Annotated in this window: 17 protein-coding genes; 9 read left to right on the forward strand and 8 right to left on the reverse strand. The window is 72.7% G+C overall.

What is annotated here, in order from left to right:
* Window positions 1-43 precede the first annotated feature (43 nt).
* Complete coding sequence (gene secD / locus LO772_RS06525) at window positions 44-2,350, forward strand: protein translocase subunit SecD (protein WP_231777420.1); 2,307 nt, start codon at window positions 44-46, stop codon at window positions 2,348-2,350.
* A gap of 525 nt (window positions 2,351-2,875) precedes the next feature.
* Here secD and LO772_RS06530 read toward each other — a convergent pair.
* The 5 genes from LO772_RS06530 to LO772_RS06550 all read right to left on the reverse strand — a co-directional run bounded on the left by LO772_RS06530 (window position 2,876) and on the right by LO772_RS06550 (window position 5,806).
* On the reverse strand, window positions 2,876-3,313 hold the full coding sequence (locus tag LO772_RS06530) for a glutaredoxin domain-containing protein (protein WP_231777421.1): 438 nt from the start codon (window positions 3,311-3,313) through the stop codon (window positions 2,876-2,878).
* 71 nt (window positions 3,314-3,384) lie between these two features.
* Window positions 3,385-4,242, reverse strand: coding sequence for an SAM-dependent methyltransferase (locus tag LO772_RS06535; RefSeq protein WP_231777422.1), 858 nt, complete (start codon window positions 4,240-4,242; stop codon window positions 3,385-3,387).
* 152 nt (window positions 4,243-4,394) lie between these two features.
* Window positions 4,395-5,264 carry a class I SAM-dependent methyltransferase gene (locus LO772_RS06540; RefSeq protein WP_231777423.1) on the reverse strand — a complete coding sequence of 290 codons (870 nt, stop codon included), beginning with the start codon at window positions 5,262-5,264 and terminating at the stop codon, window positions 4,395-4,397.
* On the reverse strand, window positions 5,257-5,625 hold the full coding sequence (locus LO772_RS06545; RefSeq protein ID WP_231777424.1) for a VOC family protein: 369 nt from the start codon (window positions 5,623-5,625) through the stop codon (window positions 5,257-5,259). Before LO772_RS06545 ends, LO772_RS06540 begins: the two co-directional genes overlap by 8 nt.
* The gene (locus LO772_RS06550) at window positions 5,615-5,806 is read right to left on the reverse strand and encodes a ribbon-helix-helix protein, CopG family (protein WP_231777425.1); all 192 of its coding nucleotides are present in this window, start codon (window positions 5,804-5,806) and stop codon (window positions 5,615-5,617) included. Before LO772_RS06550 ends, LO772_RS06545 begins: the two co-directional genes overlap by 11 nt.
* Before the next feature lie 181 nt (window positions 5,807-5,987).
* Between LO772_RS06550 and LO772_RS06555 the strand changes: the two genes are divergently transcribed.
* Together LO772_RS06555 and LO772_RS06560 are read left to right on the forward strand one after the other, a co-directional pair.
* Window positions 5,988-6,803 carry a hypothetical protein gene (locus tag LO772_RS06555; protein ID WP_231777426.1) on the forward strand — a complete coding sequence of 272 codons (816 nt, stop codon included), beginning with the start codon at window positions 5,988-5,990 and terminating at the stop codon, window positions 6,801-6,803.
* A 93-nt stretch (window positions 6,804-6,896) separates the two neighbouring features.
* Entirely contained in the window at window positions 6,897-7,613 is a 717-nt protein-coding gene (locus LO772_RS06560) for a hypothetical protein (RefSeq protein ID WP_231777427.1), read from the forward strand.
* Between the two features lie 3 nt (window positions 7,614-7,616).
* Here LO772_RS06560 and LO772_RS06565 read toward each other — a convergent pair whose 3' ends face one another.
* Window positions 7,617-8,504, reverse strand: a complete 888-nt coding sequence (locus LO772_RS06565) for an NAD(P)-dependent oxidoreductase (protein WP_231779434.1) — start codon at window positions 8,502-8,504, stop codon at window positions 7,617-7,619.
* 78 nt (window positions 8,505-8,582) lie between these two features.
* Between LO772_RS06565 and LO772_RS06570 the strand changes: the two genes are divergently transcribed.
* From LO772_RS06570 to vanX, 6 genes are all read left to right on the forward strand, one after another.
* Window positions 8,583-8,939: a winged helix-turn-helix transcriptional regulator gene (locus LO772_RS06570; RefSeq protein WP_231777428.1), complete on the forward strand. Its 357-nt coding sequence runs from the start codon at window positions 8,583-8,585 to the stop codon at window positions 8,937-8,939.
* A gap of 186 nt (window positions 8,940-9,125) precedes the next feature.
* The gene (locus tag LO772_RS06575) at window positions 9,126-10,196 is read left to right on the forward strand and encodes an enoyl-CoA hydratase/isomerase family protein (protein ID WP_231777429.1); all 1,071 of its coding nucleotides are present in this window, start codon (window positions 9,126-9,128) and stop codon (window positions 10,194-10,196) included.
* 238 nt (window positions 10,197-10,434) lie between these two features.
* Window positions 10,435-11,547 (forward strand): lipid II:glycine glycyltransferase FemX, encoded by a 1,113-nt coding sequence (locus tag LO772_RS06580; protein WP_231777430.1) that lies wholly within the window; start codon window positions 10,435-10,437, stop codon window positions 11,545-11,547.
* The gene (locus LO772_RS06585; RefSeq protein ID WP_231777431.1) at window positions 11,544-12,515 is read left to right on the forward strand and encodes a D-isomer specific 2-hydroxyacid dehydrogenase family protein; all 972 of its coding nucleotides are present in this window, start codon (window positions 11,544-11,546) and stop codon (window positions 12,513-12,515) included. Before LO772_RS06580 ends, LO772_RS06585 begins: the two co-directional genes overlap by 4 nt.
* Entirely contained in the window at window positions 12,508-13,551 is a 1,044-nt protein-coding gene (vanA, locus tag LO772_RS06590; RefSeq protein WP_231777432.1) for a D-alanine--(R)-lactate ligase, read from the forward strand. Before LO772_RS06585 ends, vanA begins: the two co-directional genes overlap by 8 nt.
* Window positions 13,548-14,177 (forward strand): D-Ala-D-Ala dipeptidase VanX, encoded by a 630-nt coding sequence (gene vanX / locus LO772_RS06595; protein WP_231777433.1) that lies wholly within the window; start codon window positions 13,548-13,550, stop codon window positions 14,175-14,177. Before vanA ends, vanX begins: the two co-directional genes overlap by 4 nt.
* Here vanX and LO772_RS06600 read toward each other — a convergent pair.
* Together LO772_RS06600 and LO772_RS06605 are read right to left on the reverse strand one after the other, a co-directional pair.
* Window positions 14,132-14,818, reverse strand: a complete 687-nt coding sequence (locus LO772_RS06600; RefSeq protein ID WP_231777434.1) for a response regulator transcription factor — start codon at window positions 14,816-14,818, stop codon at window positions 14,132-14,134. The two genes, vanX and LO772_RS06600, sit on opposite strands and share 46 nt — an antisense overlap.
* Before the next feature lie 234 nt (window positions 14,819-15,052).
* The gene (locus LO772_RS06605; protein WP_231779435.1) at window positions 15,053-16,339 is read right to left on the reverse strand and encodes an MFS transporter; all 1,287 of its coding nucleotides are present in this window, start codon (window positions 16,337-16,339) and stop codon (window positions 15,053-15,055) included.
* Window positions 16,340-16,590 lie beyond the last annotated feature (251 nt).

Consider the following 16,590-nt stretch of genomic DNA (forward strand, 5'->3'; position numbering starts at 1 on the left):
CGCCGCGCGGCCGGGTCCACGCGGCGTGCCTGCCGGAGGCTTCATGTCTCGCGCCATCACCGTGCGCGCGGTGCTCGCGTTGTCCGTTGTTCTCGTCTCGCTCTACGTCGCCCTGACCGAGTCCCCGCGCCTGGGCCTCGACCTGCGCGGCGGCACCCACCTCGTCCTGGAGACCCGCGACTCCCCCACCGCCAAGGCCGACGCCGAGGCGACCGACCGCACCCTGGAGGTGCTGCGCCGCCGGGTCGACGCGCTCGGGGTGGCCGAACCCACGCTGGCGCGCTCGGGCGAGCGCCGCGTGATCGTCGAACTGCCCGACGTCCAGGATCCGCGCGAAGCGGTGGCGGTGCTGGGCCGTACCGCGCAGCTGACGTTCCACCCCGTCCTGGGGGTGGCCGCCGACCACCAGGCGCCGGCCGGGCCGCCCGCGGCCGGGGAACGCGTCCTGCCCGACGCGTCCGGGGAGCGTCTGCGTCTGGGCGCCCCGGCATTGACCGGTGCCGAGGTGTCCGGCGCGAAGGCGCGGCTCGACTCGCAGGGCTTCGGCGGCTGGTACGTCTCGCTCGACCTGCGCGGCGACGGCGGCGGCCGGTGGGCCCGGCTCACCGGTGAGGCCGCGTGCGCCGCGCCCGGGGATCCGGCACGGCGGGTCGCGATCGTCCTCGACGACCGCGTCGTCTCGTCCCCGCAGGTCGACCCCTCGGTGCGCTGCGGCACCGGCATCACCGGTGGCAGCACGCAGATCACCGGCGGATTCGACCGCGGCGAGGCCCGCGAGTTGGCCCTGCTCATCAACGGCGGCGCGCTGCCGGTTCCGGTGGAACTGATCGAGCAGCGGACCGTCGGCCCGACCCTGGGCCAAGAGGCGATCGACGCGAGCACGACCGCCGCGGTCATCGGCATCGTCCTGACGTCGCTGTTCATCGTGTTCGTCTACCGCCTGCTGGGAGCCCTGGCCGCGGTCGCGCTCGCGTGCTACGGCCTGATCTCGTACGCGGCACTGCTGGTGGTCGGTGCGACGCTCACCCTGCCCGGGCTCGCGGGGTTCGTCCTGGCGATCGGCATGGCCGTGGACGCGAACGTCCTCGTCTTCGAGCGGGCCCGGGAGGAGTACGCGGCGCGGCGGCGCGGACGCAGCCTGCGTGTGGCGTACACGGCGGGGTCCCGCAACGCCTTCGGGGCGATCCTCGACGCGAATATCACCACGCTGATCGCGGCGGGCCTGCTGTACTGGCTGGCGTCCGGGCCGGTGCGTGGGTTCGGCGTGACGTTGTCGATCGGTGTCCTGGCGTCGATGGTGAGCGCCCTGGTGATCACGCGCGTGCTGGCGGACATCGCCGTCCGGCGCCGGGCGGTGGCCGCCAGGCCGCAGGTGACGGGTATCGCGGGGCCAGGCCGGTTCCGCACGTGGATCACGGCGCGCGGCCCGGACCTGATGCGGTACCGGCGGCGGTGGCTCGCGGCGTCCGCCGTGGTGCTGGTGGTCGCCGTCTCCGGGATCGTCCTCCGCGGGCTGAACCTGGGCATCGAGTTCACCGGCGGGCGCGTCGTCGAGTACGCGACGAGCACCCCGGTCGACGCGGAGACCGCCCGCTCGGCGCTGTCGGACGCGGGCCATCCGCGCGCGGTGGTGCAGACGTCCGGCGACGGCAATCTGTCGGTGCGCGTCGGGGAGTTGACCGACGCCGAGGAGACGGGGATCCGCGCCGCGCTCACCGCGTTGGGCGGCCCGACGGAGAAGATCGCCGACGACATGATCGGCCCGACGCTCGGCGACGAGCTGCGGCGCAACGCGCTGATCGCGCTGGGGGTGGCCGTCGCCGCGCAACTCGTGTATCTGGCGGTGCGGTTCCGGTGGACGTTCGGCGCGGCGACGGTGGTGGCGATGGCCCACGACGTGCTGATCCTGGTGGGGGTGTTCGCCTGGTTGGGCAAACCGGTCGACGGCATCTTCCTCGCGGCGCTGCTCACCGTGATCGGCTACTCGGTCAACGACTCCGTCGTGCTGTTCGACCGGGTCCGCGAACTGTGGGCGAAGAGCCCGCGCACGCCGTTCGCGACCCTCGCCAACCGGGCCATCCTCCAGACCCTGCCGCGCACGGTGAACACGGGCATGGGCGCGCTGTTCATCCTGGTCTCGCTGTGGGCGCTCGGCGGGGACTCCCTGGCGGATTTCGCCCTGGCACTGATCATCGGGATCGTGGTCGGCACCTACTCCTCGATCCTGACGGCGGCCCCCGTCGCGATCTCCCTCCAGTCCCGCAGCACGAAGGGAGCACCGGCACGCCGCACGGGCCCGGCCCGGAACGGGCGTCGCGGCGAACGGGCGGACAACGGCGCACGGGTGTGACGCGGGCGGCCGGCGGTCGAGCCCGCCTCGTGGGCGAAGCAGGCGGCGCCGCGCCCGCACGCGACGGCCGTACGGCCCGCCCGGGCCTCCCGGTACGGGTCGGCCGCGATGACGAGCCCGGTCACGAAGCACACCGAGCCCGAGCACGACGACGATCCACCGTCGGACGGAACGTCCCGGCAGCGACACCATCGGGGACCGCGCACCGAACCGGCGCAACCGCATGCCCGCCCCCGCGATTTCGGTACTCGCCCCGCATGATGCCCGTCTGCCGCACCCGCAAGCCTCACCGGCCACCGGGACACCGCTGTCGCGCGCGACCGTGGCCGTGCGCTCGTCCGCGAGGCCGACCGGCGCGAGCGCACCCGCCCGTTCCCACCACCGCACGTGCTCGGCGTCCGCGTCGACCGCGCGCACCACGTGCCGCGTCGAAACCGGCACGAGCACGACCATGACGAACGCGTCGGGAATCCGCGGTGGTTCGTCACTCTCGCTCCGGGCCCCTCACCACCACCCCGCCCGGGCTCACGCGGGCGGTGGGAGCTGGGTGCGCACCCAGCCGGGATCCGGGTTGGTGTGTGGTCGGCCCGTCACCACGACGGTGGGTACGGTCTCGTCGCCGCCGTTGGCCGCCCGCACCGCCGCCGCGCCGGCCGGGTCGCGCCGGATGTCGACCCAATGCGCGCGGCGGGCGCCGCGTCCCAGCCGGATGCGCAGGCGCAGGCAGTACGTGCAGCCGGTGCGCCAGTAGACGATAGGGCGACCGTCGGCCGCGCTGCGTCGTTCCGCTTCCGCCGCACTGATCGACCGCGGGAACGCCAACGGCGAATTCAGCGCCGCGAACAAGACGAACATCACAAAAAGGGGAACGGCCGTACCGAACGCCCCCGTGACGGCCAACACCGTCGCGCCGAACGCGCCGCAGACCACGAACACCACCGGGAACATCCATGCGCGCGCCATGACGGCCCAGGCTAGCGGCGACGCGGGCGCGGCGGTCGACGGCCCGCGCGGCCGGGGCGCGGCGTCGCCTGTCAGCGTTTGCGGGCGAGCAGGCCGTAGAAGTACACGTGCTCGGCGTCCGGCCGAGGGGCCTCCGGGTCGTCCGGGTGCCAGTGGGTGACGAGGTCGACGCCGGGGGCGGTGATCTCCCAGCCGTCCGGGACGAGGGCGGCGAACTCCGAGCGGGATCGGGTTTGCCCGGATACGCCCGCCTGCTGATACGTCTCGTACAGCTTCTCGAACACCTCCGGCGCGAAGTCGCTCGTGCCGTGGGAGAGTCCGAGGTGGCTGCCGGAGGGCAGGCCGTCGGTCAGGCGGGTCAGGATCTCGGCGGGCTTGTCCTCGTCGACGATGAAGTGCAGGACGGCGACCAGCAGCACGGCGACCGGTCGGGTCAGGTCGAGTGTCGACGCGAGCGCCGGGTGGTCGAGGATGGAGTCCGGGTCGCGGACGTCGGCGTCGATGTAGGCGGTGCTGCCCGCGGGATGGCCGGTCATCAGCGCCCGCGCGTGGGCGAGCACGATCGGGTCGTTGTCGACGTAGACGACCCGCGATTCGGGGGCGATCGCCTGGGCCACGTCGTGCGTGTTGCGGCCCTCGATCGGGATGCCGGTCCCGATGTCGAGGAACTGCGTGATCCCGAGACCTGCCAGGTGCCGGACCAGGCGCAGCAGAAAGGCCCGGTTCGCTTGCGCCCCGACGCGCAGGGACGGGAACGTCGCGAGCGCCGCTTCGGCGGCCTCGCGGTCGGGGGCGAAGTTCGTTTTGCCACCGAGGTAGTAGTCGTACATCCGCGCCGACTGCGCGCGGGAGACGTCGATCTCCGGCGGTGTCCACCCCTCGACCAGCGCGTTCTGCTCGGGCGTGCGGTCGAACACGGAACCGGACATCGACTCCCCCTGTTCCCTGGCCCCCGGCGGCACCGAACGGCCGCGCGAGACAAACGTACGGAACAGACGCCGCACGACAAGCGTCCGCGGAGCCATCGTAGCGACGAACTCGCGGCTTTCCGGCAGGTGTTGGCGGCGGATCGGCGGACGGGCTAGACCTCGGCGACGAGGAACTGCTCGGCGGCGGGCGGGCGGAGGTTGTCGTCGCGGTCGGCGAAGTAGCGGTGCGTCAGGTCGTCGGGGGATACGTGCACGGCCGTGCGGAAGCCGGCGTCGAGGGCCGCTCGGCGCAACCGGTCGGGTGCGTACAGGCTGAGGAACGGCGTCCCGGACGCGGCGGCGTTGCGCATCGAGAACTCCTGGATCCGCCGCTGCTCGTCGTCGAGCATGTCGAGCGGCAGCAGGAACGTCGTGGCGTAGACGGAGCCGGGGGCCAGGGTCGCGATGTCGCGGAGCGTCGCGGTGTTGGCCTCGTCGGTCAGGTACATGCTGACGCCGGTCGACGCGACGACGGTCCGCCGAGTCGGGTCGAAGCCGGCGTCGACGAGGCGTTCGCGCCACGCGTCGCCGGCCTCGAAGTCGACGGGCGCGAAGACCAGCCACGGCGGTACGTCATAGCCGAGTTCGGCCAGGCGCCGGCGCTTCCACGCCTGGGTGCCCGGCTGGTCGACCTCGAACACCCGCAGCCGCGACGCGAGTTCGGGGCGGCGTTGGGCGAACGTGTCCAGGCCGGCGCCGAGGATGACGTACTGCTCGGCCCCGGCGTCCGCCCGTTCGGCGACCAGGTCCTCGACGAAGCGGGCGCGGGCCACGATGGACGCGCGGATGCCCTCGATACCCGGCATCGTCATGTCGCCGCGCGTACGCCAGTCGTCCCCCGGGTCGGCGAGCCTCAGGCCGATCTCGTCGTCGAGGACGTGCGGCGGCGGGTCGGCCCGGACGTGCAGGGCGCGCCACAGCGCGACGCGTACGGCGGTGTGGTCGGGCTCGGACGCGTCGGCGCCGGATGGGCTGTCACTCACCGTGTGCCTCCTTCGCACGGCGGGGCAGCGGGGCTTCGAGGGCCACGGTCCGCCCGTCGGGGTCGCGGACGAGCGCCTGGCTCACACCCCAGTGGGTGGGCGTGAAGGGCTGGGCGTAGTCCGGCGCGCGGTCGGGGGCGAACGCGTCGGCGTCGGGGAGTTCGAGGACGGGGTGGGTCGTCAGCTCGCGTTCGTGTTGTTCGACGATGAACACGTAGGGCCCGCCGGCCGGATGCACCCAGTGCCCGGACCCGTGCTCGGTCTCCAGGACCTTCTCGAAGCCCAGTGACTTCCAAAACGCGGCGGTGGCCCCGTAGTTGCGGGTCTCGACCAGGAAGCCCCGGATGCCGTCAGTCGTCATGCGCGTTCTCCTTTCCGGCGGGCGCGGCGCGCTGGAGGTATTCGGCGAGGGCCGTCGTGACTATCGCGGAGAGTGACTGCTCCGTGTCGACGGCGTGGTGTTTCACCTCACGGATGAGGTCGACGGGCAGGTAGACGTTGAACTGCTTGACCTGTCTCTCGACGGGTCGTTCGGCGGCCATGTCTAGGATGCTAGCAAACTAATTCGCGGCGGTGCGGGCGGGTCAGCGGCCACGCCGCACCGCGCGGTCGGGGCGCGTCCGTGAGGGGTATCCGTCAACGTGAACGGCCGCTCTACCCGCGGCACGGCCGGTTGTGCCACGCTCTCGAACTCCGGTGAAAGCGACGGGGAAGAGGTGTGTGATGCGGGGAAGGCGCTTACGGGGGTGGGCCTGGCTCGTCTGGCTGCTCGTCCCCGTGCTCCTGGTGGGCTGCAACCGCAGGGGCGGCGGCAGCCACCACAACGGGTCGTCCGACCACTCGGTGTCGTCGGGCCGCTCCGGCGGCGCGGACGGGCCCGACATCGGAGACCTGCCCCTCCCCGAATTCGGCTCCTCCGACGGCGGCTCCGGCGGCAGCTCCGGCGGCACTGCCGGCAGCGGCAGCACCTCCGGCGGCTCCGCGTACACCCCCGACGCCCCCACGCCCACCCCCACTCCCGAACCGACCGACCCGACGGAGGAAGCGTTCCTGGCGGTCGACACGGGCTCATGCCTGCCGGTCTACCGCGACGGCAGCGACTGGAACGTCCCCGTCCCGCCGAACGCGGTGTCCTGCACGAGCGACCGCGGCGGGCTCTTCCAGGTGACGAGCAGGTCCACCGAGCGATCCTCGTGCCCGACGGGTACCGGGCGGGACAGTTGGAGCCACTACTCCTCCATCACCGGCAACACCACGACGCTGTGCCTCAACCGGGTCTGGGTGAAGAACTACTGCGTGCTGGCGGAGGGTTCCGCGAACGGCGTCTCCTCCATCGGCTCCACCACGGCGGTGGACTGCTACGCCGCCCGCGTCCCCGTCCCCTACAACCAGATCCTTGTCATCGCCGGCGCCTACTCGGTCCCGGCCTCGGGCGCCGACACCTCGAACTGCCCCACAGGCCCCCGCGACAACCACCGCTACTGGTCGCTGTACGCCGACGACGGCAAAACCCTCGTCTGCTTCACCACCCCCAACTGACCCCGGCAGACGACTAGGGTGGCGGGATGATCTTGTCTCCTGTCCACCCGCGACCGGCCCTCGGGGCGACTTCGAGCCGCGCCGGGCGCTGACGTGACGCCCCGCGTCCACCGTCTGTGCCCCCGCACGGCGCGACCCCGCGGCCCCGAGGGCTCGACCGTCCTCACCCACGACTCGCGTCAGGGCATCGCGAACGCCTGGGCGGCGGCGGTCGCCGGCTTCGCACTCGACGCCGGGCTCACCCGTCTCGCCGTCGACAACCCCATGAAGGACGGGTTCTTCTCCTTCTCCGTCCGCGCCGCGCGCAACCGCCAGGGCCTCGGCGGACTGTTCCCGTACGACCTGACCGGCTACCACGACGGCGCGCTCGTCCCCCTCGGCACCGCGATGGGCCTGGTCCGCGCGATGGTGCTGCGCGAGGGCACCTGGTGCCGCCTCATCGGCGACGACGGCTTCTTCGTCCATGTCGGAACCCGCGACGACGTCTACGTCGGCACCGCCACCGCGTCCGAGCGCGCGGTGTCCCACGCCCGGGCGCTCGGGCTGTCCGTCGACCGGGTCGACGCGTCGCCCTGGGACCCCGCACTCGACCACGTCGACGAACACCGCCCCGCCGACGCCGAGTTCTGGACGCACGTGACCCAACTCACCGCCGAGCACGGCGGCATCCTGGTGGAAGAACAGCACATCCGCAACGCGTACACCTGGCACCGCCCGGTGTCCGTGGGGGACGGGGGTCGGGTTGTCGTGGTTGGTGTTGATCTTGGTCGGCGGCGCATGGTGTTGTCGCTGCGGTGCGTGGGCGGGTGAGGGTCAGTGCGGGGTGAGGAGGGCGCTGATCCGGGTGAAGCCGTCGGTGCCGTGGCCGAGGCCGATGGCGCGCCGTACCTGGCCCTCGGCGGCGCGGATGACGGCGGTGTCGATGCCGTGGGCCTCGGCGGTCGCGATGATGTGGGCGATCGAGGACGCCGCCGAGGTGAGGGGGTTGTCCTCGCCGTCGAAGGTGGCGGCGTCGACGCTCGCGGCCGTGGCCGCGAAGATCGGCGGCAGGATCGCGCCGATGCCGCCCGCGAACGGCGCGAGTTCGCGCGCGGTGACGCCTTCGGCGCGGGCCACCGCGAGCGCGTGGGCGTAGCCGGCCATCGCGGTCCAGAAGATGTCGAGCAGCGCGACGTCGTACGCCGCGGCGCGGCCGATGTCGTCGCCGAGGTGGGTGTGCGTGCCGCCCAGGGTCGCGAGCACCGGGGCGTGGCGGCGGTGCAGGTCGGCCGGGCCGCTGGTGAGGAATACCGCGTCCGGGGTGCCGATCGTCGGGGTCGGCGTCATGATCGCGCCGTCCAGGTAGGCGATGCCGTGCCGGTCCGCCCACGCGGCGGTGTCGCGTGCCCGTCCGGGGGTGTCGGCGGACAGGTTGACCACCGTGCGGCCCTTGAGGGCGGCGGTGACGGCGTCGCGCCGCAGGATGGCGTCGGACGCGTCGTAGTTGACGACGCAGACCACGACCAGGTCGCTCGCCGCGACGGCGTCCTCGGCGGTCGCGGCGCCGACCGCGCCGAGCGCGACCGGCTCGCGGTCGCGACCGGGCGTGCGGTTCCAGACGGTGGTCCGCACGCCGCCCGCGAGGAACGCGGCGGCCAGCGAGCGGCCCATCGGGCCGAGGCCGAGAACGGTGACGGCGGGCTGTGCGTCGTGTGACGACATGGAAGACGACATGGAATGGCTCCCGTACGAGGATCTGTTGGACGGTGGGACCAGAGGCAACGCGACCGAGGGACGACGATGACGCGCAGCCGTGCCCAGGACCCGAACGTGTGCGGTGTGACCGCCGCGATCGCCGTGATCGACGGCAAGTGGAAGACCGCGCTGCTGTGGCTGCTGGAGTCCGGCCCGCAGCGCCCCGGTGAGCTGCGCCGCCGCGTGCCGGGGCTCAGCGAGAAGGTGCTGACTCAGGCGTTGCGCGAGATGGAGGCCGACGGTCTCGTCCGCCGCGAGGTGTTCGACGTGCTGCCGCTCAGGACGGAGTACTCGCTGACGGCGTTCGGCCGCGACCTCTCGGTGGCGTTGGCGCCCCTGTCGGACTGGGGCCACCGGCGCCTGGACAAGCTCGCGGAGGGCGCGTCGGCCGAGGTCTCGTGAACGGACGTCCGGACATCCCTGCCTCCTTCGCCTTCCGTCGGGTGCCGGCGGGCCTTCCGACCGGTCGCCTCAAGCCTGTTCGCCCGGCCGCGACCCGACAAGTACGCACAAAAAAGTGGGTGGGACGCGGGGGCGTCGGCCCGGGCGGTTTCGCCCCCGCGATCCCGATCTGATTGCATCTCCCCCATGCCCATGCCGCTCGGTGGTCTTCTCGCGGTGCCCGAACTGCTCCGTCCGCGCATCCCGGTGACCGGGCCGCCGAGCGGGGGCGACGTGCTCACCGTCGTCGACCTCGACGCCGGGGTCGGCGACCCGGCCGCCGCCGCGCACGCGCTCGCGGGGGCGACGCGGGCGACCCTGGGGGTGGCGCGCCGCCCGTGGGCGCCCGAACTCCAGCCGGTGGTGGACGCGTTGACGTTGACCGTGTGCCCGTCCGACGTCGTCGCCGACGGGCGGTCGCACGTCGCGGTCCCGGATGTCGATGCCGCGGTCGGCCTTCTCCTCGGCGCGGTCGACCGCGCGCCGCGGGCCTCGCTCGCGCTGGCGAACCTGCTCCGCGTCAACGCGCGGCTGCTGCGCGACCCCGCGGCCGTCCCCGACGCCCTCGCCGCCGAGTCCCTCGCGTACTCGATGCTGCTCGCGGGGCCGGAGTTCGCCGCGTGGCGGGCCTCGCGCCCCGCGCGGCCCGAGCCGCCGACCCCGGACGACGCCGTCCTCCTCGACCGCGAGGGCGACCTCCTCCGGATCACGCTCAACCGCCCCGACCGCCGCAACGCGCTGGGGCGCGGCCTGCGCGACGCGCTGATCAACGCCCTCGACATCGTGGCCGCCGACCCCGACGTGAGGGCCGAACTCCGGGGCGCGGGGCCGTCGTTCTCCAGCGGCGGCGACCTCGACGAGTTCGGTACGGCCGTCGACGCCGCGACCGCGCACGTGACGCGGCTGGCCCGCAGCGCCGGCCTGCTCGTGCACCGGAACCGCGACCGCGTGACCCCTTACCTCCACGGGGCGTGCGTCGGCGCCGGCATCGAGGTCCCGGCGTTCGCCGCGACCGTCGTCGCCGATCCCGGCGCGTGGTTCCACCTCCCGGAACTGACCCTGGGCATGGTCCCGGGCGCGGGCGGCACGGTCAGCGTCACCGGGCGCATCGGCCGCTGGCGGACCGCGTGGATGGTGCTGAGCGGCGAACACGTCACCGCGGCCCGGGGATTGGCGTGGGGGCTCGTCGACCGGATCGAGCCCCGCACCGGCGGCTGATCCGGCCGGCGAACCGGCCGAGCGGCGGCACCCCGGCACCATATCGGCGGCATATCGGCGGCGTATCGGCGGCGTATCGAAATCCCCATACGTGCGGGCAACACCGCGCCGCCTTGACTGGCGGCATGTCCACCAGCGAACCGGCGCGCGGCGCGGCGCCCCCACCCACACCCTTGTCCACCACGGCCGTTCGGCATCGGAGGCGGCACGCGGGCCACCTCCGGCCCAAGGCGGGCGCGTGAGTCTGCGCGTCCGGCCCATCAGCACCGCCGAGCACGGCGCGTTCGTCCGGACGCGGCGGTCGCCCAGCTTCCTCCAGACCCCGGCGTGGGGCCGCGTCAAGACCGAGTGGCGCGCCGAATCGCTCGGCTGGTTTGACGGCCCGGCGCTCGTCGGTGCCGGGCTCGTCCTGCATCGGCCGGTGCCGCGCCTGGAGCGCCGCACGCTGGCGTACCTCCCCGAGGGCCCGGTCGTCGACTGGGCCGGCGACCTCGGTGCGTGGCTCGACCCGCTGGCCGCCCATCTGCGGGCACGGGGCGCGTTCGCGATCCGGCTCGGTCCTCCCGTGCGCACGCACACCTGGAGCGCCGAGCAGGTCAAGGACGGCATCGCCGACCCGCGCGTCAGGCGGCTCACCGAACTGCCGTACGGGCAGGCCGATCCGGTCGGCGCGCGCGTGACCGCCCGGCTCCGGGACGCCGGTTGGCTGCCGCGGAGCCCCGACGACGGCTTCGGGGTCGGGCACCCGCAGTTCACGTATGAGCTTCCGCTCGCCGGACGCACCCGGGACGACCTGCTCGCCGGTATGAACCAGGTGTGGCGCCGCAACATCAGGAAGGCGGCCAAGGAGGGCGTCGAGGTCACCGTCGGCGACGATCTGAAGGCGTTCCACGACCTGTACGTGCACACCGCCGAGCGCGACCGCTTCACCCCCCGGCCGCTGCCCTACTTCACGACGATGTTCGCGGCCCTGCGGGCCGAGGCCCCCGAGCGGATCAGCCTCTATCTGGCCCACCACGAGGGTGACTTGGTCGCCGCCACCGTGCTCGTCCGCGTCGGCGCCCGCGCGTGGTACGCCTACGGGGCCTCGTCCACCGCGAAGCGCGAGGTACGCGGCTCCAACGCCTGCCAGTGGGCGATGATCCGCGACGCGTGGGCGGCCGGCTGCGACGTCTACAGCCTGCGCGGCATCACCCCCACCCTCGACGCGGACGACCCGCACGTCGGGCTGATCCGGTTCAAGACGGGCACCGGCGGCGAGGCCGTCAGGTACGTCGGCGAATGGGACCTGCCACTGCGGCCGGCGGTCTACCGGGCCTTCGACCTCTACATGCGGCGGCGCGCACGATGAGCGGCCTCCTGGGAATCACCGTGTACGGGTGCGGGCCGGACGAGGCCGCCTTGTTCCGGGAGGCGGCGCCGCGCCTCGGGGTCGCGCCGACCATCACGGACGCCGCGGTATCCGAGGCCAACAGCGGCCTGGCGCTCGGCAACCGGTGCATCAGCGTCGGCCACAAGGCGCGGATCGACCACGCGACGCTGCGGGCGCTCGGCCGGGCCGGCGTGGCGTACATCTCGACGCGGAGCATCGGCCGCGACCACATCGACGGGGAATTCGCGGCGCGCGTCGGTATTTCGGTGGGAAACGTCTCGTATTCGCCCGACAGCGTGGCGGACTACACCGTGATGCTGATGCTGATGGCGGTACGCGACGCGAAATCGGTCATCCGTCGCACCGATCTCCACGATTACCGCCTGCACGACGTGCGGGGAAGGGAACTGCGCGATCTGACGGTCGGGGTGGTCGGGACCGGGCGTATCGGCACGGCCGTCGTGAACCGCCTGCGGGGTTTCGGCTGCCGGATCGTGGCGTGCGATCGGAGCCGTACGGCCGATGCCGAATATGTCTCCCTCGGCGCGTTGCTCGGGCTGAGCGATCTCGTGACGCTCCACACGCCGCTCACCCCCGAAACCCGCCATCTCCTCGACCGCGAGCGGATCGGCCGGATGCGGCACGGGTCGTTCCTGGTCAACACCGGGCGCGGGGCGCTCGTCGATACCGAGGCCCTGGTCGCGGCGCTGGAGAGCGGCAGGTTGGGCGGCGCGGCGCTGGACGTCGTGGAGGGAGAGGAGGGCGTCTTCTACACCGACCGCCGCGACCGTCCTCCGGCGGGCACCGCGCTGTCGCGGCTGCACCGCATGCCGAATGTGCTGATCAGCCCGCACACCGCCTATTACACCGACCGCGCCCTGCGCGACACGGTCGAGAACTCCCTCGTCAACTGCCTGGAATTCGAAAGCAGGACTCAGCATGGCTAAGCCGAAACTCGGCATCGTCTTCGGAGGCCGATCCGAGGAACACGACGTGTCCGTCAAATCGGCGCGCGAGATCGCCCGGCACGTCGACACCGCGAAATATGAGCCCTTCTACATCGGGATCACAAAAATCGGCGCGTGGCGGCTGTGCGACACCCCCGGCGCGCCGGCGGAAGACAGCCCGGGCCGCCCGGCCGTACTGTCACCCGACAGCGGTGTCCGAGGACTGCTTGTCTTCGACGACCGCGGGCGGTGCGAAACGATCGGCCTGGACGTCCTGTTGCCCGTTCTGCACGGCAGGTTCGGCGAGGACGGCGCGATCCAGGGGCTGGCGGAACTCGCCGGAATCCCCTACGCGGGCTGCGATATCCAGAGTTCGGCCCTGTGTATGGACAAATCCCTCACCTACCTCGTCGCCCGGAGCGCCGGCATCGCGACACCGAGTTTTCGGACGGTCCAGGCGGGCGAGACCGTCGAACCCGACGGGCTGCGCTATCCGGTCTTCGTGAAACCGGCCCGCTCGGGATCGTCGTTCGGTGTCGCCAAGGTCTCCCGGCCCGAGGACGTGGCCGGCGCGGTGGAAGACGCCCGGCGCTACGACACCAAGGTGCTGATCGAGGAGGCCGTCGACGGCGGCGAGGTCGGCTGCGCCCTTCTGGGTAGCGGATCGGATCTCCTGCTCGGCGAGGTGGACCGCATCGATTTGTCGCACGGGTTCTTCCGCATCCACCAGGAGAGTTCGCCGGAAACCGGGTCCGAGAACTCCACGGCCGTCGTCCCCGCCGATATTCCGGCGCAGTCGCGAGCGCTGGTCCGGGATACCGCGAAGGCCGTGTACCGCGCCCTGGGATGCCGGGGGCTGGCCCGCGTCGACATGTTCCTCACCGACGCCGGAAAAGTCGTCCTCAACGAGGTGAACACCCTGCCCGGCATGACCTCGTACAGCCGTTATCCGCGCATGATGGCGGCCTCGGGGCTCCCGCTTTCCGCGGTGATCGACCGGCTGGTGTCGTCGGCGCTGACGGAAGCGGGCCGGTGAACGACGACTTCGTGTTCGTGGACGAGTGCGTCCCCGGAATCCGCTGGGACGCCAAATACGCCACCTGGGACAACTTCACCGGAAAACCGGTGGACGGATACCTGGCGAACCGCGTCGTCGGCACGCGGGCCCTGTGCGCGGCACTGGCACGAGCGCGGGAAAAGGCCGCGGCCCTCGGCTTCGGCCTGCTGCTGTGGGACGGCTACCGCCCGCAACGCGCCGTGGACTGCTTTCTGCGCTGGGCCGCGCAGCCCGAGGACGGCCGGACCAAGTCCCGGCATTACCCGAACATCGAGCGCGCCGATATATTCGCGCAGGGCTACGTGGCCGCCAAATCGGGCCACAGCCGCGGCAGTACCGTCGATCTGACGCTCTATCACCTGGCGACCGGCGAACTCGCCCGCATGGGCGGCGGCCACGACCTGATGGACGCGGTCTCGCATCACGGGGCCCGGGGAATCACCGCCGCCGAAGCCCGGAACCGCGCATCGCTGGGCTCCCTCATGGAGGCCTGCGGATTCCGCTCGTACACGAGCGAATGGTGGCACTACACGCTCGCCGACGAGCCTTATCCCCACACCTATTTCGATTTCCCGGTCGCGTCCGACGGCGTGTCGATGCGATAGCCCACACCCGCGACGGTGGTGATGATCCACGGTTCGCCGAGGCGTTTGCGCAGCGCCGAGACCGTGATGCGCACGGCGTTCGTGAACGGGTCGGCGTTCTCGTCCCACGCGCGGGCCAGAAGCTCCTCGGCGCTGACGACACCGCCTTCGGCCGCGACGAGGACGGCGAGGACCGCGAACTGCTTCCTGGTCAGCGCGACATAGCGGCCGTCCCGGAACACCTCGCGGCGGAACGGGTCCAGCCGCAGACCCGCGATCTCGCGTACGGGAGGCCGGTTGTGGGCGCGCCTGCGGTCGAGCGCCCGGAGCCTGAGCACCAGTTCCCGCAGCTCGAACGGCTTCGTGAGGTAGTCGTCGGCCCCCAGCTCGAACCCGGAGACCTTGTCGTCGAGCCGGTCGGCCGCGGTGAGCATGAGGATCGGCATGCCGCTCCCGGAGGCCACGATGCCCCGCGCGATCTCGTCGCCGGAGGGACCGGGGATGTCGCGATCGAGGACGGCGATGTCGTAGCCGTTGAGGTCCAGCAGCTCCAACGCGGTGTCGCCGTCCCCCGCGATATCGGCCGCGATCGCCTCCAGGCGCAGCCCATCGCGGATGGCCTCGGCCAGGTGCGGCTCGTCCTCGACAATCAGCACACGCATCCCACGGATGCTACGAGCCGCCGCGTATCGCCGGCGTATCGAAAAGCACAGACGTACCGGCAACACCGCCCTGCCTTGACTGGCGGGCATGACACCAACCCCACCGCCGCCGGCCGCGCCGACCGACACACCGCCCCGAGGCGGTCCGCGACGGCTGCCCGCACATGTACGCCGACCCTTCGCAGGACCCGAGGGTGACACCGCAACCGGCACGGCGACACCCGGGGACGCCGGTCAGGCCGTGGCGGCGGGCTCGCCCGCGCCGCGCACCGCGTCCGCTCCCGAACAACCGGCGGACGCGGACGGACGCCGCTCCGGGGCGGGCCACCACCACGACGCGGCGGTCGCCGCGACCAGCGCGATCACCCCGAGCGCCCCGACCGCCCACGCCCGCCCGGCCGCGGCACCGAGCCCGCCGGCCAGCGGGTACGTGACCAGCCAGCACGCGTGGGACAACGAGAACTGCGCGGCGAACACGCGCGTACGGTCCCGCTCGGCGACCGAGCGACGAATGAGCCGCCCGGTCGGTGTGAGCACCATCGACGCCGCGGCGCCGAACGCCGCCCACGCCGCCAACAGCCCCGGCCAGCGCCACGAGGCCGGCGGCGCGAGGGTGAGCACCCCGAGCGCCGCGAACACCGCGGGCAGCAGCCGGGCCCCGCACAGCATCACCGTCCGGTCCCGCGCGGCGCTCCGCAGGACGCGCGGCAGCCACAGCGCGACGAGCATCGACCCCGCGCCGTACGCCCCGAGCGCGAACGCGACATCGCCCTCGGAGCGGCCGAGATCATCGCGCACGTACACGACGGAGTTGACCACCACCATCGCGCTCGCCGCGGCCACCGCGAGATTCAGCACCGACAGCGCGCGCAGGCCCGGAGTGGCGAGGAGGATCCGGGCGCCCGAGGTCGCCTTGCCGTACACCCCGCCTTCGCGCGGCGGCGGGGCGGCGCGCGCGGGCAGCGCGGCGGAGAGCACGAGCAGGCCGGACGCGGCGAACCCGACCACGGTGCCGAGGAAGAGCCGGTTGTACGTGGTGACCGCCAGCAGCGCGGCGGCCAGCGCGGGGCTGACCAGGCTCTCCAGGTCGTACGCGAGCCGGGACAGCGACAGCGCGCGGGTGTAGTCGCCCTCGTCGCGCAGCACGTCGGGGATCACCGCCTGGAAGGTCGGGGTGAACGCGGCCGACGCCGACTGCAGCAGGAACACCAACACGTAGATCTGCCACACCTGTCCGACGAACGGCAGCGCGAGCGCCACCCCGGCGCGGACCGCGTCGGCACCGACCATGAGCGCCCGGCGCGGCAACCGCTCCGCGACCGCGCCCACCACCGGGGCCACGAGCACATACGCGGCCATCTTGATCGCCAGAGCGGTCCCCAGAACCGCCCCCGCCCCGCCGCCGGCCATGTCGTACGCGAGCAACCCGAGCGCGACGGTCGCGAGTCCGGTCCCGAGCAGCGCGATGACCTGGGCGGCGAACAGCCTGCGGTAGACACGGTCGCGCAGCACCGACACCACGGACGGCACGGGGGCCGCGGACGGTCGGGAGAGTACGGACACGACAACCACCCCTCATCAGGCGGAAGCTCCGAGACCGCGACCATATCAATACATGCGCATCTGCGCACATGTGACGCTCGGTGCGCACAGCGCCTGCCCGACTCGACCGCGAGCCGCACGGGGGCACGGGGGCACAGGAGCACACAGAGCCGGGCCCGCGAACGAGCCCACCGCCACCGGCCTCGGTCGCGGCGTCACACGCGGCTGCC

This window comes from Yinghuangia sp. ASG 101, assembly GCF_021165735.1.
Taxonomy (GTDB): domain Bacteria; phylum Actinomycetota; class Actinomycetes; order Streptomycetales; family Streptomycetaceae; genus Yinghuangia.